Origin of the sequence: Jiella sp. M17.18 (assembly GCF_041027365.1) — a bacterium.
Lineage (GTDB): Bacteria > Pseudomonadota > Alphaproteobacteria > Rhizobiales > Rhizobiaceae > VKMB-3413.
This window is the reverse complement of record NZ_JBFTEH010000006.1, coordinates 128,894-147,376: the sequence shown is the minus strand read 5'-3', so window position 1 is coordinate 147,376 and position 18,483 is coordinate 128,894. Positions and strand designations below refer to the sequence as shown.

15 protein-coding genes are annotated in these 18,483 nt (G+C 69.2%); 8 read left to right on the top strand and 7 right to left on the bottom strand.

Features of this window, described 5'->3' with window-relative positions:
- Positions 1-9 precede the first annotated feature (9 nt).
- A complete protein-coding gene (locus AB5S17_RS13115) occupies positions 10-549 on the bottom strand; it encodes a cytochrome b (protein WP_369240020.1) in 540 nt (179 codons plus the stop codon).
- Positions 550-1,201: 652 nt separating this feature from the next.
- Between AB5S17_RS13115 and AB5S17_RS13110 the strand changes: the two genes are divergently transcribed.
- The 5 genes from AB5S17_RS13110 (at position 1,202) to AB5S17_RS13090 (ending at position 7,173) form a co-directional block, all read left to right on the top strand.
- Positions 1,202-3,322, top strand: a complete 2,121-nt coding sequence (locus AB5S17_RS13110; protein ID WP_369240018.1) for a catalase — start codon at positions 1,202-1,204, stop codon at positions 3,320-3,322.
- Between the two features lie 172 nt (positions 3,323-3,494).
- Entirely contained in the window at positions 3,495-3,974 is a 480-nt protein-coding gene (locus AB5S17_RS13105) for a MarR family winged helix-turn-helix transcriptional regulator (protein WP_369240016.1), read from the top strand.
- Positions 3,971-6,043 (top strand): FUSC family protein, encoded by a 2,073-nt coding sequence (locus AB5S17_RS13100; protein ID WP_369240014.1) that lies wholly within the window; start codon positions 3,971-3,973, stop codon positions 6,041-6,043. The genes AB5S17_RS13105 and AB5S17_RS13100 overlap by 4 nt, the downstream gene beginning before the upstream one ends.
- A gap of 9 nt (positions 6,044-6,052) precedes the next feature.
- Positions 6,053-6,262 (top strand): DUF1656 domain-containing protein, encoded by a 210-nt coding sequence (locus tag AB5S17_RS13095; protein WP_369240012.1) that lies wholly within the window; start codon positions 6,053-6,055, stop codon positions 6,260-6,262.
- Positions 6,259-7,173, top strand: a complete 915-nt coding sequence (locus tag AB5S17_RS13090) for an efflux RND transporter periplasmic adaptor subunit (RefSeq protein WP_369240010.1) — start codon at positions 6,259-6,261, stop codon at positions 7,171-7,173. Before AB5S17_RS13095 ends, AB5S17_RS13090 begins: the two co-directional genes overlap by 4 nt.
- Positions 7,174-7,520: 347 nt before the next feature.
- On the opposite strand, the gene AB5S17_RS13085 is transcribed toward AB5S17_RS13090, so the two are convergent.
- The 5 genes from AB5S17_RS13085 to AB5S17_RS13065 all read right to left on the bottom strand — a co-directional run bounded on the left by AB5S17_RS13085 (position 7,521) and on the right by AB5S17_RS13065 (position 13,793).
- A complete protein-coding gene (locus tag AB5S17_RS13085; protein ID WP_369240008.1) occupies positions 7,521-8,315 on the bottom strand; it encodes an SGNH/GDSL hydrolase family protein in 795 nt (264 codons plus the stop codon).
- The gene (gene pgk / locus AB5S17_RS13080) at positions 8,312-9,508 is read right to left on the bottom strand and encodes a phosphoglycerate kinase (protein ID WP_369240006.1); all 1,197 of its coding nucleotides are present in this window, start codon (positions 9,506-9,508) and stop codon (positions 8,312-8,314) included. The genes AB5S17_RS13085 and pgk overlap by 4 nt, the downstream gene beginning before the upstream one ends.
- Positions 9,509-9,675: 167 nt before the next feature.
- Positions 9,676-11,475, bottom strand: coding sequence for a potassium/proton antiporter (locus AB5S17_RS13075; RefSeq protein ID WP_369240004.1), 1,800 nt, complete (start codon positions 11,473-11,475; stop codon positions 9,676-9,678).
- 264 nt (positions 11,476-11,739) lie between these two features.
- Positions 11,740-12,756, bottom strand: coding sequence for a type I glyceraldehyde-3-phosphate dehydrogenase (gap, locus tag AB5S17_RS13070; protein WP_369240002.1), 1,017 nt, complete (start codon positions 12,754-12,756; stop codon positions 11,740-11,742).
- A 185-nt stretch (positions 12,757-12,941) separates the two neighbouring features.
- Complete coding sequence (locus tag AB5S17_RS13065) at positions 12,942-13,793, bottom strand: LOG family protein (protein WP_369240000.1); 852 nt, start codon at positions 13,791-13,793, stop codon at positions 12,942-12,944.
- A gap of 115 nt (positions 13,794-13,908) precedes the next feature.
- On the opposite strand from AB5S17_RS13065, the gene dapD reads away from it, so the two are divergent.
- Together dapD and AB5S17_RS13055 are read left to right on the top strand one after the other, a co-directional pair.
- Complete coding sequence (gene dapD, locus AB5S17_RS13060; protein ID WP_369239998.1) at positions 13,909-14,763, top strand: 2,3,4,5-tetrahydropyridine-2,6-dicarboxylate N-succinyltransferase; 855 nt, start codon at positions 13,909-13,911, stop codon at positions 14,761-14,763.
- A 281-nt stretch (positions 14,764-15,044) separates the two neighbouring features.
- Positions 15,045-15,812, top strand: coding sequence for a phosphodiester glycosidase family protein (locus AB5S17_RS13055; RefSeq protein WP_369239996.1), 768 nt, complete (start codon positions 15,045-15,047; stop codon positions 15,810-15,812).
- 118 nt (positions 15,813-15,930) lie between these two features.
- Here AB5S17_RS13055 and AB5S17_RS13050 read toward each other — a convergent pair whose 3' ends face one another.
- The gene (locus AB5S17_RS13050) at positions 15,931-17,085 is read right to left on the bottom strand and encodes a transglycosylase SLT domain-containing protein (RefSeq protein WP_369239994.1); all 1,155 of its coding nucleotides are present in this window, start codon (positions 17,083-17,085) and stop codon (positions 15,931-15,933) included.
- 206 nt (positions 17,086-17,291) lie between these two features.
- On the opposite strand from AB5S17_RS13050, the gene dapE reads away from it, so the two are divergent.
- Positions 17,292-18,482: a succinyl-diaminopimelate desuccinylase gene (dapE, locus tag AB5S17_RS13045; RefSeq protein WP_369239992.1), complete on the top strand. Its 1,191-nt coding sequence runs from the start codon at positions 17,292-17,294 to the stop codon at positions 18,480-18,482.
- Position 18,483: the final 1 nt, after the last annotated feature.

Below are 18,483 nucleotides of genomic sequence, written 5' to 3'. Positions count from 1 at the left end.
GGCTGCGCGTCAGAGCATGCGCTGCAGCGTCGGGTCGCGGCGGATGACGTGGTGGTGAATCACCCCGGCGATGTGCAGCGCGAAGAGCACGAGGATCGACCAGCCGAGGAAGACGTGCACCGACATCAGGGTCGGCGCGAGAGGCGACTTGCCGATCGGGCTCGGCACGGTGACGAGGCCGAACCAGGAGAGCGGGAAGCCGAAAGCGTTGGTCGCGAGGAAGCCGAAGATCGGCTGGGCGATCAGCGCTGCGTAGAGGAGGACGTGGTTGAGCGTCGCGATCCGCTCCTGCCAGAGCGGCAGCGGCGGGCGCGGTGGCGGCGGGTTGATCAGCCGCACCGCGAGCCGTGCCAGCATCAGCCACAGGATCAGGAAGCCGAAGGACTCGTGCACGAAGTAGAAGCCGGTCTTGGCGTCGTCCTTGATGAACTTGATCACCATGCCGAACGGCCAGACGACGAGGACCAGGAGCGCGATCAGCCAGTGGAGCGCCCGCGCCGCGGCGGGGTAGCGCCAGGCCCCGGACAGATGCTCGTAGGGAACTGCCATCGGGGCCTCGCTCTCGGCTTCGATCCCGGCCGAAGCGGGATCGGCTCGATCGGCATCGGAACGGGTCGGGATGTCAAGAATTCTCGTGCGGCGCATCGGCTGAAAGCCGCGCGACGCGGATGCCGGGACCCGATCGCACGGATCCCGCCGCGATCATACACTGCTTCCTCCTGAAGGCCGACGGGCGAACTGACGCGGCGCTTTGCGACGCCGCCTGCGGCATCTCCCGACGACCCACCCCTCGCGACCAGCGTCCCGTCGCCGGCCGCCGCGATCAGGCGGGAACGCGGCCGCTTCGCTTCCGGGCTGGCTCGCCGCGCGCGACAGTCCGGTGGGCAGGCGGCCATTCCGCGTCCGGAAGGAAGCGGGGCCTGTCGAACACCCGTCGACACTTGCGATTGCGTGCCCCGCTGGCGTGCCGGCCTAAGGCTGCGTCGGACTGCCGCACTTGCTGCACAAGGCCCCGGTTCTGCGGGCGATGCCGGCGCGGATGCCGGAGCCTGACTGCCTTCTCACGGAATTTTTCTTTGCCGGAAAAGCGGACGGGCGGGGAACGGGCCGCGTGAGGCGGAGTTGCCGGAGGGATGCGCCGCTTCGCTTGTCCTGCGGGGGCTGGCGCCTGCGAAAATTCCTCCGACGAAATGAGGGTGAGATGGCGAACAACCACGAGCATGGTCCGACGACGCGCTACGGCGATGTCGAGTTTCAGCGCGGCAATGGCGGCGAGGTGCATCAGGTTGCCGGCGGCGACGTGCCGGTGCTGACGACGCAGCAGGGCGTGCCGGTCGCCGACGACCAGAATTCGCTGAAGGCCGGCCCGCGTGGGCCGGTGCTGATGGAAGACCAGATCTTCCGCGAGAAGATGTTCAAGTTCGACCACGAGCGCATTCCCGAGCGCGTGGTCCATGCCCGCGGCTACGGCGCGCACGGCTATTTCGAGACCTACGAGTCGCTGTCGGACATCACCTCGGCCGACCTCTTCCAGCGCAAGGGCGAGAAGACGCCGGTCTTCGTCCGCTTCTCGACCGTCGCCGGCAACAAGGGTTCGCCGGATCTCGCCCGCGACGTGCGCGGCTTCGCCGTCAAGTTCTACACCAAGGAGGGCAACTGGGACATCGTCGGGAACAACATCCCGATCTTCTTCATCCAGGACGCCATCAAGTTCCCCGATCTCATCCATGCCGCCAAGGCCGAGCCGGACCGGGGCTTTCCGCAGGCGCAGACGGCGCACGACAATTTCTGGGACTACATGTCGCTGACGCCGGAGGCGATGGCGATGGTGATGTGGATCATGTCCGACCGTACCATCCCGCGCTCGCTGCGCTTCATGGAAGGCTTCGGCATCCACACCTTCCGCTTCGTCAATGCCGAGGGCAAGTCGACCTACGTCAAGTTCCACTGGAAGCCCAAGCAGGGCATGCAGTCGGTGGTCTGGAACGAGGCGCTGAAGATCAACGGCGCTGATCCGGACTTCCATCGCCGCGATCTGTGGGACGCGATCCAGGCCGGCGACTATCCGGAATGGGAGCTCGGCTTCCAGCTCTTTGACGACGACTTCGCCGACAAGTTCGACTTCGACATCCTCGATGCGACGAAGATCATTCCGGAGGAGATCCTGCCGGTGAAGATCGTCGGCAAGATGGTCCTCGACCGCTGCGTAGACAACTTCTTCGCCGAGACCGAGCAGGCGGCCTTCCACACCGCCAACCTCGTCCCCGGCATCGACCACACCAACGACCCGCTGCTCCAGGGCCGCAACTTCTCCTATCTCGATACCCAGCTGAAGCGGCTCGGTTCGCCGAACTTCACCCATATCCCGATCAACGCGCCGCGCAACGCCAACGTCTGCAACTTCCAGCAGGACGGCCACATGGCGATGCACAATCCCAAGGGCCGGGCGAACTACGAGCCGAACTCCTGGGGCGGCGAGATGGGCGGTCCGCGCGAGGATCCGGCCCGCGGCTTCCGCTCCTTCCCCGCCGAGGAGGCGGGCATGAAGCGGCGGCTGCGCTCGGAGAGCTTTGCCGACCACTACAGCCAGGCCCGGCAGTTCTACATTTCGCAGACCGAGGTCGAGCAGGGCCATATGGCGCTGGCTTTGACCTTCGAACTGTCCAAGGTGGAGACCCCGGCGATCCGCGCCCGCGTCGTCTCGCACCTCCTCAACATCGACGAGGCGCTGGCGAAGAAGGTCGCGACGGGCCTGCGCCTGAAGGAGATGCCGAAGCCCGCGCCGGCCGCCATGCCGACCCGGCAGGACCTCGCGAAGTCGCCGGCCCTGTCGATCCTGCTCAACGGACCGGAGAGCTTCAAGGGCCGCAAGATCGGCGTCCTCGTCTCGGACGGCGTCGACGACGCGCTCTTGGACGGGCTGAAGGCCGCGGCCAAGGCGGAAGGCGCCATGGTCAAGATCGTCGCGCCGATGATCGGCGGCGTGACGACCGCGGGCGGCAAGACGGTCGAGGGCGACGAGAAGGTCGACGGCGGCCCGTCGGTGGTGTTCGACGCGGTGGCGGTGCTCGTTTCGGCCGAGGGCGGGGCGCTGCTCGCCAAGGAGCCGACGGCGAAGGACTTCGTTTCCGACGCCTTTGCGCACTGCAAGTTCATCGCCTATTCGCCGGAGGCCATGCCGCTGTTCGAGAAGGCCGGAATCGCCTCCGATCTGGACGAGGGCTGCGTGAAGCTCGGCTCGGGCGGGGATGCCTCCGGCTTCGTCGAGATGTGCCGGAAGCTCCGCCACTGGCCGCGCGAGGCGATGGTGAAGGCGGTCTGACCGCCATCATCGTCCATTCCCGGCTACGGCTTCAGCGAGGGCGGCGGACCGAACGGTCCGCCGCCCTCGGCGTTTCCGGAGGATCGAGGCGTGTCGATTTCGCTGACATGGCGTGCATACGACGCATAGCTGAACAATTGCATCCTATTAGGTAGGATCCTATCTTTTCGCCATGCCGACCGACACCGAGATTCATTTTGCCCTGACCACGACGCTGCACCGGCTCGGCCGGCACTGGCGCAAGCTGGTGCGCGAGGCCGTCGAGGCGCAGGGCATTTCCGAGGCCTGCGCGCATCCGCTGGTGTCGATCGGTCGGCTCGGCGACGGCGTGCGCCAGGGCGTCCTCGCCGAGGAAGTGGGAATGGAGGGGCCGTCCCTCGTCCGCCTGCTCGACCAGCTCGCCGCCTGCGGCCTCGTCGAGCGGCGCGACGACCCGACCGACCGACGGGCCAAGACGCTCTGGCTGACGGAGCGGGGGCATCAGGTGATGAAGCGCATCGAGGCGGATCTCGTCGCGCTGCGCGCCCGAATCTTCGCCGATGTGCCGCGCGAGGACCTCGAGGCGACGCTGCGCGTCTTTCACGCGTTCGAGACCTTCCAGACCCGGTCGACGGCTGCGTCCGCCGCCGATGCGGAAACGGTGGCGTCGTGAGCCTTCTGCAGAGCATGCCGACGCGCAGCGAGCTGGTGTTCGGGGCGAAGACCTTCGCGGCCTCGATGCTGGCGCTCTACATCGCGCTCGCCGCCGGCCTGCCGCGCCCCTATTGGGCGATGGCGACCGTCTTCATCGTCGCCAATCCGCTGTCCGGCGCGACCCGCTCCAAGGCGGTCTACCGTGCCGCCGGCACCTGCCTCGGCGCGGCGGCCGCGATCTTCTTCGTTCCGCTCTTCGTCGGCCGCCCTCTGATCATGAGCGCCGTCGTCGGCATCTGGACGGGCGGCCTGCTCTTCGTCTCCTTCCTCGACCGCACGCCCCGCTCCTACATGTTCATGCTGGCCGGCTACACGCTGCCGCTGATCGCGCTGCCGACGGTCGGCGACCCGACGACGATCTTCGACGTGGCGACCGCCCGGGCTGAGGAGATCACCCTCGGCATTACCTGCACCGCCCTCGTCAATGCGCTGGTCTTCCCGCAGAGCCTCGGGCCGGTCGTCGGCGCCCGCGTCTCCGGATGGCTCGCCGATGCCGGCGAATGGATCCGGCACGTGCTCTCGGGCGGCGGCTCGTCGCGCCTCGGCGAGACGCAGCGCCTCGCGCCCGACATCAAGGCGGTCGACCAGCTGATCGCGCAGCTGCGCTACGATCCGGAAATGGGTGCGGTCGTGAAGAACGCGCGCCAGCTGCGCGGCCGTCTGGTCATGCTGCCGGTGCTGCTCTCTTCGCTCGCCGACCGCCTCGGCGCGGTCTCCGGAGCGGGCGAGATGCCGGCGGACCTCGCGGCGCTGGCGCGCGATGTCGAGGCATGGATCGCCGAGGCCGGCGCCGGTTCGGGTGCGGCCGACGAGCTCGCCGCACGCGTCGCGGAGCTGCAGGCCCGCTACGCCGCCGCCCATGACTGGCACGGGCTGCTCGTCGCGAGTGCCTTTGCCCGCATCGCCGATCTCGTCGATCTCTGGAGCGACTGCCTCTCGCTCGAAGCGGAGATCCTCGCCGGCAAGCATGCGAGCTGGCGGCCGAGCCTGCGGCTGCAGAACGTCGCGGCCAACGTGCCGCATTACGACTGGGGCATGATGGCCTTCTCCGCCGGCTCCGCCATGCTGGCGATCTTCGCAGCCTGCTGCGCCTGGATCTATTCCGGCTGGGACCAGGGCGCCGGCTTCGTCATGATTGCGGGCGTCGCCTGCTCGTTCTTCGCGAGTTCCGATAATCCGATCCCGCAGATCCGCATGCTGACGATCCTGACGGCGGGCGGCGCCGCGGTGGCGGGCCTCTACCTCTTCGCCATCCTGCCGCATGTCGAGACATTCGCCGGGCTCGCGCTTGTCTTCTCGCCCTTCATCCTGTTCGGGCCGATCATCGCGCGGCCGAAGCATTCCTTCATCGGGCTGCTCCTGGCGGTGAACGCGGCAACGCTCGTCTCGCTGCAGGAGGTCTATGCCGCCGATTTCGAGCGCTTCGTCAACGGCGCGATCGCCACCGTCGCCGGCGGCCTGTTCGCGCTGGTCTGGATGATCCTGACGCGTCCCTTCGGCGCGGCGCTCGCCGCCCGCCGCCTGGTGCGGCAGGGATGGCGGGAGATCGCGGCGATCGCGGACGGCCGGCGCGGCATCGCGCCGGAGGTCTTCGCAGGCCGCGTCTTCGACCGCCTCGGCCAGGTCGCGCCGCGGCTGTCGCAGGACATCGGCGGCGAGGCCGCGAAGGCGGACGCGCTGGTGGAGATGCGGGTCGGGCTCGGCGTGCTCGATCTTCGCGAAAACGTGCGGGCGATGCCGCGTCCGGTGCGGCCGGCGCTGGAAGCGGTTCTCGCCCGCGTCTCGTCCCGCTTCGAGGCGCTCGCCGCCGGGCGCCGCCGCGTCGGCGATCCGGACGACCTCGCCCGGCGCATCGACGACGCGCTCGCCGGCTGCCTCGACGCACCCGCCGGGGCGGCGCGCGCCCGGGTGTTGCAGAGCCTCGTCGGCCTGCGTCGCGCGCTCTGCGGCAATGCCCCGTCGCCGGCCGGCGACATCCTCGCGCCGGCGTTGCCGCCGGAAGCCGGCTTCGCCATCGCGGCCGAATAGGAGAGCGCCATGACCGGTGATTTCGCATTCTTCGGCGTCTACTTGCCGCGCCTCCTGGTGCTGGCGCTCCTCGCCTATGGCTGCCTCGTCCTCCTCAAGGGCGTCATCGCGCGCCTCGGTGTCTACCGCATGGTCTGGCACCCCGCGCTGTTCGACCTCGCCCTCTTCGTCCTCGTCCTGTCGGGTCTTTCCGACGCATCCCGCTGGTATCTGTCATGACCGCCGCACTCTCCCGCATGTTGAAGGTCGCATTCACCCTCACCGTCGTCGTGCTCGCCGCCGCCGTCGGCTGGAACTTCTGGGCCGCCTACATGGACACGCCCTGGACCCGCGACGGGCATGTGCGGGCCGACGTCGTGGAGATCGCGCCCGACGTCTCCGGCCCGGTCGCCAAGGTGATGGTCTCGGACAATCAGACGGTGAAGCAAGGCGACGTGCTCCTGCAGCTCGACCCGCAGCGCTTCCAGCTGGCGCTCGACCTCGCCAAGGCGTCGGTCGCCGACAAGGCGGCGGCGCTGAAGCAGGCCCAGCGCGACGCCGCGCGCTACGACAGGCTGCGCGGCTCCTCGGCGGTCTCCGAGCAGACGATCGAGCAGGCCGGCCTGACCGCCACGCAGGCGGCCGCCGCCTATCAGGAGGCGCTGTCGAACCAGGACGTCGCGGCGCTGAACCTGAAGCGGGCGACGGTGCGCGCGCCGGCGAACGGCGTCATCAGCAACCTGTCGCTCAACCCCGGCGACTACGTCGCGGCGGGCAAGGGCGTCATGGCCCTGGTCGACACCGACACCCTGCGCGTCGAGGGCTATTTCGAGGAGAACCAACTGCCGCACATCGCCGTCGGCGACCCCGCCGAGATCCGGCTGATGGGGCACGAGCAGCCGCTGAAGGGCCATGTCCAGTCGATCGCCGCCGGCATCGAGGACCGCGAGCGGGCCGATGGCTCGAACCTCCTCGCCAATGTCACGCCGACCTTCTCCTGGGTCCGCCTTGCCCAGCGCGTGCCGGTGCGCATCGCGCTCGATCACGTGCCGGGGGGCACCAAGCTCGTCGCGGGGCTGACGGCGACGGTGACGGTGCATCCGGGCGTGCGCGATGCGGACGGCGAGGCGCAGGCGGCGACACGGGAGTAGGGTCGTGACAGCCGGGCCCCCGGCGCTTTAGACTTCGACGTGTCGAACCGGCGTGAGTTCGGCCGCGGTGGGAAAAACAGACCGGGAGAGAAGCTATGGCGTCCACGAGCCCTCCCGCACCGATCCTCACGGAGGATGAACTCGCCGACTTCCGGGCGAGCGAAGAGGGCGACTGGACGGAGGTCGGTCCGCTTGCGGACCAGCGGGCCCTTTGGGAGGACGCGGCGCGGCATGTGCTCGACGGCGAGCGCCGGCGGAAAAGGGCATGCCCTACCAGACGCTGATCAATTCGATCCTGCACGAATATGTCGACGGCTGATCGTCGGTAGGAAGAGGCGCAGGCGCGCCTACCGCTCCCCCAGCACATACCCCACGAGGTGGTTGGCGTAATACGCATAGCCCTCCACCGACGCGTGGAAGCCGTCGCGGGAGAAGCCGGCGGGTTCGACACGGGGGAGGGTAGTTGAGACGATGGCGCCGCGCTCGGCGCACAGGCGCGCGCCCATCTTGCGGATGATCCGGGCGCGCAGCTCCAGCACATGGGCGAGGCCGCGCGGCAGGGCCGGCACGCGCTTCAGGTCCACCGGCGGCGACCAGACGATCCGCGCCTCCGGCCATTTCGCCTTCAGCGCATAGAGCAGGCCGCCGAAGCCCTTCTTGAAGCGCCGGGCGCTGTGGAAATTCTTGGCGTCGTTCGAGCCGATCATCAGCACGATATGGGTGAAGGCCTCGCGGGCGACATTCGGCACGACATGGTCGCGCACCTCGGCCGAGACGGCGGAGTTCGAGCCCGCCGCGCGCCAGAACACCGAGAGACCCGTCAGGGCGTAGATCCGCTCGGCGAGCTTCGGCCCGAGGGAATCCTCGATCCGGTCGACGCCGACGCCGGCGGCCGATGAGTCGCCGATGACGAGCAGCCGCACCGCCGCGTCGCGGGCGGTGTCGGCGCCGAGACAGCCGGAGACGCTGCCGGCCGGCGGCAACAGCCGCGGGATGCGGCGGCGCGCCGCGATCCCCTGCCAGACATAGACGGGGAAGAGCAGCCAGGAGACCAGCCCGGTCTTGAACGATGCGGCGAGCCCGCCGGGGTCGATGCCCCAGCCGGGTGCCGTCGCCGAGAACTCGGTCTCCGATGAGTTCATGCCTTCAGAACCTCCACGCCCGGCAGGGCCTTGCCTTCCATCCATTCCAGGAATGCGCCGCCGGCGGTCGACACATAGGTGAAGTCGCTTGCCGCGCCCGCCTGGTTCAGCGCCGCCACCGTATCGCCGCCGCCGGCGACGGAGACGAGCTTGCCGGCCTTGGTCAGCTCCGCCGCATGCGCGGCGGCCGCCATCGTCGCGGCGTCGAACGGCTTGATCTCGAAGGCGCCGAGCGGGCCGTTCCAGACCAGCGTCTTCGCCTTGTCGAGCCAGGCGTTCACCGCCGCGACCGTCTCAGGGCCCGCATCGAGGATCATGGCATCTTGCGGGACTTTGTCCACCGGCACGGTCTCGCTAGGGGCGCCGGCTTTGAAGTCGCGGGCAACGACCGCGTCGACCGGCAGGACGATCTCGCAGCCGGCGTCCTTTGCCGCCGCCGCGATCTTGCGGGCCGTGTCGGCGAGGTCGTGCTCGCAGAGCGACTTGCCGACATCGATCCCCTGCGCCGCGAGGAAGGTGTTCGCCATGCCGCCGCCGATGACGAGGGCGTCGACCTTGGTCACGAGGTTCTGCAGGAGGTCGATCTTGGAGGAGACCTTGGCGCCGCCGACGATGGCGACCACCGGGCGCTGCGGATCGCCGAGGCCCTTTTCCAAGGCCTCCAGCTCGGCCTGCATGGTGCGGCCGGCATAGGAGGGCAGGTGGCGGGCGAGGCCCTCCGTCGAAGCATGGGCGCGGTGCGCGGCGGAGAAGGCGTCGTTGACATAGAGATCGCCGAGCGAGGCGAGGCGGGTGACGAAGTCCTCGTCATTCGCCTCCTCGCCGGCATGGAAGCGGGTGTTCTCCAGGAGCACGACATTGCCGTCCTTCAGCGCCGCGACGATGCCGGCGGCGACCGGGCCGATGCAGTCGTCGGAGAAGCCGACGGGCTGGCCGAGCATCTCGGACAGCACCGGCGCGATCGGCTCCAGCGACATCTCCTTGACCGGCTTGCCCTTCGGCCGGCCGAAATGGGCGAGCAGGATGACCCTTCCGCCCTTTTCGGCGATCTCGCGGATCGTCGGCAGCACGCGCTCGATGCGCGTCGTGTCGGTGACCTTGCCGTCCTGCATCGGCACGTTCAGGTCGACGCGCAGGAGCACGCGCTTTCCCGTCACGTCGGCGTCGTCGAGCGTCTTGAACTGCGTGGTCATCGTCCTGCCTCCGGCCTCGTCTTCTCGCCGCAACGAATATGCGGCTTTGTGCGCCCTGTTTAGGGCGCGCGGCGGGCATGCGGCAAGCCGGCCGTTCCGGACGCCGCGTCAGTTCTTCTGAGGCCGGCGTAAGGCGGGCTGTGGCCGGGCCGTTGCGGCAGGCTCCGTCACCGCCGCCTGACGGTCAGCCGGCGGAAGGCGGCGGCGATGTCGCCGCGGTTGAAGAACAGGGGCAGCGGCTTGCCGCGCCCGCCTTCCGGCTCCAGCGACAGGCCGGCCGCGACCACCTCGCCGTCGATGCCGGTCTGGCGCACGATCAGCTCGACCGGCGCGAGATAGAGGCGATCGCCATATTCCGCCTCGCCGCCGAGTCTGCGGATCATCAGCTCCGACACGGTCATCTCCGCCTCGTCGGCGGCGAGCTTCACGCCGTAGGCGGCGGCGAGTTCCCTTGCCTCGGCGGAGGGATCCAGCGAGAACTCGCCGAAGAACTCGGCGTCGTCCTGCGTCACCGGGGCGGGGCTCGCGAACAGCCGGTCGAGCAGCGGCGGGAAGCGCGGCGAGATGAAGAGGTAGACGTAGTCGCCCGGCTGCAGCCGCCCGGCATACTGGTAGCGCATCGAACGCCCGTCGCGGATGACGAGCGAGGGCCGCGCCCAGCGCGGCACGCGCTCGCCCTTGGCGACCGGACTGTCGGCGACGACGCGGTAGGAAAGGAGTTCGTGGTCGGGCGTGCCCGGCAGTTCCAGCTCGAACTTCTCGATCGGCCCGATGCGCGGCGGAACGACGAGGCCGAGCCGGCGCGCGACGACGCCGATCGTCCAGCCCTGCACGAGCAGCGAGGCGAGCACGATGATGAAGGCGCTGTTGAAGAAGACGCGGGCGTCGTCGAGGCCGCCGATCAGCGGCACGATGGCGAGCAGGATCGAGACGGCGCCGCGCAAGCCCACCCAGGAGACGAAGGCGGTCTCGCGCCGCGACACCTGGAAGGGCAGGAGGCACAGCCAGACCGCGATCGGCCGCGCGACGAAGATCAGGAAGGCGGCGAGCCCGAGCGCCGGCCAGATGATCACGCCGAACTCCGTCGGCGTCGCCAGCAGGCCGAGGATCAGGAACATGATGATCTGGGCGAGCCAGGTCAGTCCTTCCTGGAAATGCTTGATGTGGGAGGCCGACTTGATGCCGCTGTTGCCGGCGAAGAGCCCCGCCACGTAGACCGCGAGGAAGCCCGAGCCGCCGACCGTGCCGGTCAGCGCGAAGACCAGCAGCGCGAGGCCGAGCGTCACGATCGGCAGGAGCCCGCGGTCGATGGTGAGCCGGGTCAGCACGAAGCGGATCATCCAGCCGCCGGCGAGGCCGAAGACGAGGCCGATCCCCATCTGCTCGGCGAAGCCGACAAGGACGCCGAGGCCGAGGCCGTCGGCGTTCTCGCCCTTGCCCATCGCCTCGACCAGCGCGATCGTCAGGAAGATCGCCATCGGGTCGTTGGTGCCGGATTCGATCTCGAGCAGCGAGCGCACCCGGTCGCGGATGGTCACGCCGCCGACGCGCAGCAGGAAGAACACCGCCGCCGCATCCGTCGAGCCGACGATGGCGCCGAGGAGGACGCCCTCCAGCACCGGCAGATGCAGGAGCGCCGAAGCCGCGAGGCCGAAGAGGATCGCGGTGATCAGCACGCCGAGGGTCGCGAGCGTGATCGCGGGATAGGCGGCCTGGCGGAAGGCCGAGAGCTGCGTGCCGAAGCCGGAATCGAACAGGATGATCGCCAGCGCCACCGTGCCGACGAAATAGGCGAGGCCGGCATTGTTGAAGTCGAGCCCCAGCCCGTCGACGCCGGCGATCAGCCCGATCGACAGGAAGAGCAGCAGCAGAGGCGCGCCGAAGCGGAAGGCGAGGAGGCTCGAAAAGGCGGCAACGAGGATCAGGAGCGTGCCGACTAGGATCGCGACGTAGAGAAGTTCGAGCATCGGATCCGGTCACAGCGGGGCGGGAGCGTGATGTGCCGCGGCTGGGTCGCCGGACAGGTGCCGCCCGGCCACGGGCGCAGCACTCGGAAGATACGGGCAGTTGTGGCCGGAACGCGGCGATTGCCTGCCGGGACCAACCGGGAAAGGTTCCGGGCGTGACGGTTATGCGGCCCGACCCCGCCCGCCCGCGTGCCGGAGGCGAAACGGACAGGGCCGCCCTTTCGGACGGCCCTGCCGGAAGTCGCTTGAAGGCCGAGCGGTCCGTCAGCCGGCCTTGCTCATCGCGATCGCGGTGTCGTTCATGCGGTTCGAGAAGCCCCACTCGTTGTCGTACCAGGACAGCACCGAGACGAGGTCGCCGTCCATCACCTTGGTCTGCGGCAGGGCGACCGTCGAGGAATGCGGATCGTGGTTGAAGTCGATCGAGACGTTCGGGTCGCGCGTGTAGCCGAGGATGTTCTTCAGCTTCCCGTCGGCGGCGGCGATCAGGGCGTTGTTGATCTCCTCGACCGTGACCTTCTTCTTCGGGACGAACTTGAAGTCGACGAGCGAGACGTTCGGCGTCGGCACGCGCACGGAGATGCCGTCGAGCTTGCCCTTCAGTTCCGGCATGACGAGGCCGATCGCCTTGGCGGCGCCGGTCGAGGTCGGGATCTGGCTCATCGCGGCCGCACGGGCGCGGTAGAGATCCTTGTGCATGGTGTCGAGCGTCGGCTGGTCGCCCGTATAGGAGTGGATCGTCGTCATCATGCCCTTCTCGATCCCGAATTCGGAATGCAGGACGTAGACGAGCGGGGCGAGGCAGTTGGTGGTGCAGGAGGCGTTGGAGACGATCCTGTCCTCGGCGGTCAGCGTCTCGTGGTTGACGCCGTAGACGACGGTCTTTTCGTTGCCGGGCGTGCCGGACAGCGGGCCGGAGATCAGCACCTTCTTGGCGCCGGCTTCGAGATGCATCGAGGCCTTCTGCGGGTCGGTGAAGATGCCGGTGCACTCCATCGCGATGTCGATGCCGAGATCGCCCCAGGGCAGTTCCTTCGGGTCGCGCTTGGCGTAGACCTTCATCGGGCCGCGGCCGACGTCGATCGTGTCGCCCTCGACCGTAACGGTGCCGGGGAAGCGGCCGTGGACGCTGTCGTAGCGGATCAGGTGCGCGTTCGTCTCGACCGGGCCGAGATCGTTGATGGCGACGACCTCGATATCGGTGCGGCCGGACTCGACCAGCGCCCGAAGGACGTTGCGTCCGATGCGCCCGAAGCCGTTGATTGCGACGCGAACTGCCATTTCCTGTCTCCTTCGGCGATGTCTCACGATGACGCGGGGCTGGGATCGGCCCGACGGTGCTGGGCCGGCTGTAGCGCCGACGCCCCCTGGGATCAATATGGCGATCCCCTCAGCTTTTCTAAGGTCGGCCGTGACTTTCCGTGACGCGTGCCGGCCGGCGTCTTCAGTGCCGGTTCGGTTTCCTTTTAAGCGAACCCGTAGAACCGCCTGATCTTGTCCCAGCCGTCCTCGGCGGTTTCGGCGAAGGTGATGAGGTCGAGATCGGCGGGCGCGATCGTGCCTTCCTCGGCGAGGACCTCCAGGTTGAGCACGCGGCGCCAGAAGGCCTCGCCGAACAAGACGACCGGGATGCGCTGCATGCGCCGCGTCTGGATCAGCGTCAGCGCCTCGAACAACTCGTCCATCGTGCCGAAGCCGCCGGGAAAGATCGCCATCGCCTTCGCCCGCAGGAGGAAGTGCATCTTGCGGATGGCGAAGTAGTGGAAGTTGAAGGACAGCTCGGGCGTGGCGTAGCGGTTCGGCATCTGCTCGTGCGGCAGGGTGATGTTGAGCGCAATCGATACCGCGCCGACATCGGCCGCGCCGCGATTGCCCGCCTCCATCACGCCGGGCCCGCCGCCGGTGACGATAACGAATTCCTTGCCGCCGGAGGTGTCGGCCGAGTGCTGCGAGGCGAGGCGCGCGAAACGCCGCGCCTCCTCGTAGAAATGCGAGTTGGCCTCGAGGTTCTTCTTCTGCGTCTCGTTGCGCGCCGCCCAGGCGTCCTTGCCCGGCTCGGGAATCCGCGCGCCGCCGAACAGCACCACCGTCGACTGGATGCCGGCGTCGATGAAGGCGAGTTCCGGCTTCATCAGCTCCAGCTGCAGACGGACGCCGCGGGTCTCCTCGCGGGTCAGGAACTCCGGATCGTCATAGGCGAGCGCATAGGTCGGCGAGCGGGTCTGCGGCGTCTCTCTGCGTTTTGCCGAGTCCTCCTTGTCGCGCCTGGAACTCGGAAACGGATCCCAGCCGTGTGGATTGCGCGGGACGTCGGACATGGGCGGCTTCACTCGGCGATTTCGTTGACCCGTATAGAGGCTTCAACTAGGGTTCGCGGCGATTTGGACAGGGCGCCGTTCCCTTACATTCCCGTCAGCATCAGGAGTTCCGCCGATGACCGCGCACAACCGCGCCGCCCTCGAAACGACGATTGAACGCGCCTTCGAGGCGCGCGACGAGGTCTCGGCCGCGACCAAAGGCGAGGTGCGCGACGCCGTCGAGGCGGCGCTGGAGCTTCTCGACCGCGGCGAGGCGCGCGTGGCGACCCGCGGCGCGGACGGCGCCTGGACGGTGCACCAGTGGCTGAAGAAGGCGGTGCTCCTCTCCTTCCGTCTCAACGACATGGCGGTGATCGACGGCGGGCCCGGCGGCGCCACCTGGTGGGACAAGGTTCCGTCGAAGTTCGCGGGCTGGGGCGCCGACCGCTTCCGCGAGGCGGGCTTCCGGGCCGTGCCGAACGCGGTGGTGCGCCGCTCCGCCCATATCGGCAGGGGCGTCGTCCTGATGCCTTCCTTTGTCAATCTCGGCGCCTATGTCGACGAGGGCACGATGGTCGACACCTGGGCGACGGTCGGCTCCTGCGCCCAGATCGGCAAGAACGTTCACCTGTCCGGCGGCGTCGGCATCGGCGGCGTCCTCGAGCCGATGCAGGCCGGCCCGACGATCATCGAGGACAACTGCTTCATCGGCGCGCGCTCCGAGGTCGTCGAAGGCTGCATCGTGCGCGAAGGCTCGGTGCTCGGCATGGGCGTCTTCATCGGCCAGTCGACCAAGATCGTCGACCGCACCACCGGCACCGTCTCCTACGGCGAGGTGCCGCCCTATTCCGTGGTCGTCGCCGGCTCGCTGCCGGGCAAGCCGATGGGCAATGGCGAGCCCGGCCCCAGCCTCTACTGCGCCGTGATCGTCAAGCGCGTCGACGAGCGCACCCGCTCGAAGACCTCGATCAACGAGCTCCTGCGCAACTGATCGCGCCGGCGAGGGCGCCCGGTTCTCGACGACCTGCGCCCGTCATGCCCTCATCCGCCCCTTTGGGGCAGCTTCTCCCGACTGCGGGAGAAGGGGGCGTTGGCGGCCGTTCGTCCGCCAGCTGCGCCCTATCTCCTGCGTGCGGGGCGGCGGGACGGTTCCGAGATGAGCGGGACATGGCCGGCGGGCGGAGCGTCGCCGCTCGGCGGTCTGCGCCCCGCCCGGAACCGCCGCACGCCCCATGCGTCTGTCAGCAGAAGCTTCCGGGAGACCTGCCGCAGATGCCCACCCTCTTCTCGATCTGGCCGCTGTCGCTGATGGCGGCCGGCGGCCTGTTCGGCCTGTTCAGCGCCGTGCCGCAGCTGCCCGCCGGCCACGACGGTCTCTGCCGCACCGAGCGCTTCAAGGGCATCGACTACATCCGCTGCGACGTGCCGCTGTCGCGCTACCGCCTGTCGCTCCGGGCCGAGGACGCCGACGGCAAGCCGTACGAGACCTTCGAACAGGCGGCGCAGAGCATGGGCGGGGCGGCGGTCCGGCTGATCATGAATGCCGGCATGTACCATGAGGACCGGCGGCCGGTCGGCCTCGCGGTGCAGGACGGGCACGAGGTGCATCCGGCCGTCTCCGGCACCGGCTCCGGCAATTTCTCGATGAAGCCGAACGGCATCTTCTACATCGAGGACGGCCGCGCCCATGTCGCGGAAACGTCGCGCTACCGCGGCGAGCATCACCGGCCGGAACTCGCCACGCAGTCCGGCCCCATGCTCTTGATCGACGGCCACCTGCACCCCCGCTTCATCGAGGGCTCGGACAGCCGCTACGTCCGCAACGGCGTCTGCGCCAGCCATGACGGGCGGACGGTGCACCTCGTCCTGTCCCGCGCGCCGGTGAACTTCTGGGACTTCGCCAGCTTCTTCCGCGACGAGATCGGCTGCCGGAACGCGCTGTTCTTCGACGGCCACGTCTCCAGCCTCTTTTATCCCGCCGGCGGCATCGATTATCGGCAGGACCGGCTCGGGCCGATGCTGGTGGTCACCGACCGCTGAGACGGCCAGCGCCGCGGCACCAAGCGGAGAAAAAGCGGCCGTCTCGGGTCCGGACTGCGGCACCCGCGCCCCCGGCGCCTCCGCGCCTAGTATCGTTACGGCGTTACCGGACAGGCCCTCAGCGGGCGGCCGAGGCTCCGCCGCGCAGGAGCGGCGTGACATCGTCGTCGGAGAAGCCGGCCATGCGCGCGGCCAGGGGATCTGCGGCGTCGGCGGTGTCGTGCGCGGCGGCCTGTCCGGGCTTCTGCTCCGCCGCGGGCCTGCTGGCCGCTGCGCTCTCGCGGGGCGCCGAGGCCGCGTGGCCCTGAGCGGCTTCCTCGTGGAGCAGGGCCGTGCCGGCATCGTCCGGCTGCGGCATCGACCGCGCCCTGGCCGGGGCGTAGGCGGCGGCGACCGTCAGCTGCGGCTTCTCCGCCGAGCGATGCGGGCGGGCCGCGGTGGCGCGGGCGCGCGTCTTCGAACTCGCCTGCGCCTTGTCCGGCTTCGCGGCAACCGCCGCCTGCGGTTCGGCCGCCTCGGACGGCGACGGCGTCACCGCGGCCACCAGCGTCTGGATCAGACTCTTGCGCTTCGCCGGCGCGCCGGCGACCAGCGTGCCGCGCTGCTCGTTGATGGCTGCCATCTGCGCCTTGATCTGCGAGCAGTAGCGGGCGGCGGCGCGGCTCATATGGGTGACCCGGTGGCCGCCCTTGTACTTCATCGCCGTCCGGCAGATGTCGTGACCCCCGGCCTCCCACGCGCCCTTGAGGTAGCGCATGCCGTAGGTGAGGTTCACGTTCGGATCGTAGAGCGCGGCGGTCGGCCCGGAAAAGCCGAGGCTGCGGGCGGTGGCCGGCTTGATCTGCGAAAGGCCGTAGACGCCGACGCCATGCGCATGCGGGTTGTAGCGGCTCTCGACGCGCACGACCGCATAGGCGAGGGCGGGCGGGATGTCGTTCTTTGCCGCATGGGCCTCGATCAGCCTGTCCAGCGCGGCGCTTCCGCTGATCGTGCCGGATTCGGCGGCGGCGGCCATCTCGCGGGAGGCGATCCGACGGTCCTCGGCCGAGGCCTTAATCACCCGGGCGCCGCGCTCGTCCTTGCGGCTGTCGCTGGCCGGCTCTGCCGCTGCGGTCTTGTCCGCCTTGTCCGCCGCATTGCCGGCGAAGTTGACGCCGAGCGGGCCGCCGGACGGGCCGTCGGCGAGACAGCCGCCGAGCGCCGACAACGCCAGAACGCCGACGGCGAAACCCGCCGCGCGCACCATTGCCCTGCCGAAATCCCCCTGGACCATCAGCCCCCGGCCTCTCCAACTTGTCCCCGCGCCAGCCTTCCGCAGCAAACGGGGCCAAAGCGTGGCGGCCGACGCCGCAATCGTGTCACACATTAACGCATTGTTACCTTGCAGGGCGCTCTGTGGCAGCCATGCATCAACCGGGTTGCCGGAGCCGGCGCAACCGCCTTTGATCCCGGCACCGTCCTCCTCTATCTCGCGATCCGATGACCCTTCCCACCGATCCCGTCGCCATCCTCGCCCGCCTCGTGCGCTGTCCCTCGGTGACGCCCGCCGAGGGCGGCGCGCTGGCGGCGCTGGAGGCCATGCTCGCGCCGCTCGGCTTTGCCGTGTCGCGGCCGGTGTTCTGCGAGCCCGGCACGCCGGACGTCGAGAACCTCTTCGCCAGGGCGGGCACGGCCGGGCGGCATCTGGTCTTTGCCGGCCACACCGATGTCGTCCCGCCCGGCGACGAAGCCGACTGGCGCGTCGGCCCGTTTTCCGGCGAGGTGATCGACGGCGAGCTCTACGGGCGCGGCGCGGTCGACATGAAGGGCGGCATCGCCGCCTTCGTCGCCGCCTATGCCCGCCATGTCGAGACGCACGGGGCACCCGCCGGACAGGTCTCGCTGCTGATCACCGGCGACGAGGAGGGGCCGTCGATCAACGGCACCGACAAGCTCTTGTCCTGGGCGCACCAGCGCGGCGAGCGCTTCGACGCCTGCGTCGTCGGCGAGCCGACCAATCCGCAAGCGCTGGGCGACATGATCAAGGTCGGGCGCCGCGGCTCGCTGTCCGCCGAGGTGCGGGTGACCGGCCGGCAGGGCCACGTGGCCTACCCGCATCTCGCCGACAACCCGCTGCGCGCCGCCGTCGCCATCGCCGAGGCGCTGCTGGCGACGCCGCTGGACGATGGCTCGGAGCGCTTCCAGCCGTCCAACCTCGAGATCACCGCGATCGAGACCGGCAATCCTTCCGTTAACGTCATTCCGGCGCGCTGCAGCCTGTTCTTCAACGTGCGCTTCTGCGACGCCTGGACGGTGGAGACGCTGAAGGCGGAACTGCAGCGGCGGATCGCCGCGGGCGCGGCGGATGGCGGCCTGCGGCCCGGGCGCGCGCCGGCCGATGTCGAGATCCGCTGGCGCGACCGGCCGTCTTCGGTGTTCTATACCGAGAGCGGCCCGCTGACTGCGGCGCTGGCGGGCGCGGTCGAGGCGGTCACCGGGCGCCGGCCGGAGCTGTCGACCTCGGGCGGCACGTCGGATGCGCGCTTCATCAAGGACTACTGCCCGGTGGTGGAATTCGGGCTTGTCGGCAAGACCATGCACATGTCCAATGAGCGCGTGGCCCTTGCCGATCTGGAAGGACTGACGAGGATCTATGAAGCCTTCATCGCCCGCTGGTTCGCCGACGCCTGAC

Excerpts from the sequence above, each read along its gene's own strand:
- AB5S17_RS13115 (WP_369240020.1), bottom strand. The coding sequence starts at position 549 with ATGGCAGTTCCCTACGAGCATCTGTCCGGGGCCTGGCGCTACCCCGCC.
- AB5S17_RS13110 (WP_369240018.1), top strand. The coding sequence starts at position 1,202 with ATGGCGAACAACCACGAGCATGGTCCGACGACGCGCTACGGCGATGTC.
- AB5S17_RS13105 (WP_369240016.1), top strand. The coding sequence starts at position 3,495 with ATGCCGACCGACACCGAGATTCATTTTGCCCTGACCACGACGCTGCAC.
- AB5S17_RS13095 (WP_369240012.1), top strand. The coding sequence starts at position 6,053 with ATGACCGGTGATTTCGCATTCTTCGGCGTCTACTTGCCGCGCCTCCTG.
- AB5S17_RS13090 (WP_369240010.1), top strand. The coding sequence starts at position 6,259 with ATGACCGCCGCACTCTCCCGCATGTTGAAGGTCGCATTCACCCTCACC.
- AB5S17_RS13085 (WP_369240008.1), bottom strand. The coding sequence starts at position 8,315 with ATGAACTCATCGGAGACCGAGTTCTCGGCGACGGCACCCGGCTGGGGC.
- pgk (WP_369240006.1), bottom strand. The coding sequence starts at position 9,508 with ATGACCACGCAGTTCAAGACGCTCGACGACGCCGACGTGACGGGAAAG.
- AB5S17_RS13075 (WP_369240004.1), bottom strand. The coding sequence starts at position 11,475 with ATGCTCGAACTTCTCTACGTCGCGATCCTAGTCGGCACGCTCCTGATC.
- gap (WP_369240002.1), bottom strand. The coding sequence starts at position 12,756 with ATGGCAGTTCGCGTCGCAATCAACGGCTTCGGGCGCATCGGACGCAAC.
- AB5S17_RS13065 (WP_369240000.1), bottom strand. The coding sequence starts at position 13,793 with ATGTCCGACGTCCCGCGCAATCCACACGGCTGGGATCCGTTTCCGAGT.
- dapD (WP_369239998.1), top strand. The coding sequence starts at position 13,909 with ATGACCGCGCACAACCGCGCCGCCCTCGAAACGACGATTGAACGCGCC.
- AB5S17_RS13055 (WP_369239996.1), top strand. The coding sequence starts at position 15,045 with ATGCCCACCCTCTTCTCGATCTGGCCGCTGTCGCTGATGGCGGCCGGC.
- AB5S17_RS13050 (WP_369239994.1), bottom strand. The coding sequence starts at position 17,085 with ATGGTCCAGGGGGATTTCGGCAGGGCAATGGTGCGCGCGGCGGGTTTC.
- dapE (WP_369239992.1), top strand. The coding sequence starts at position 17,292 with ATGACCCTTCCCACCGATCCCGTCGCCATCCTCGCCCGCCTCGTGCGC.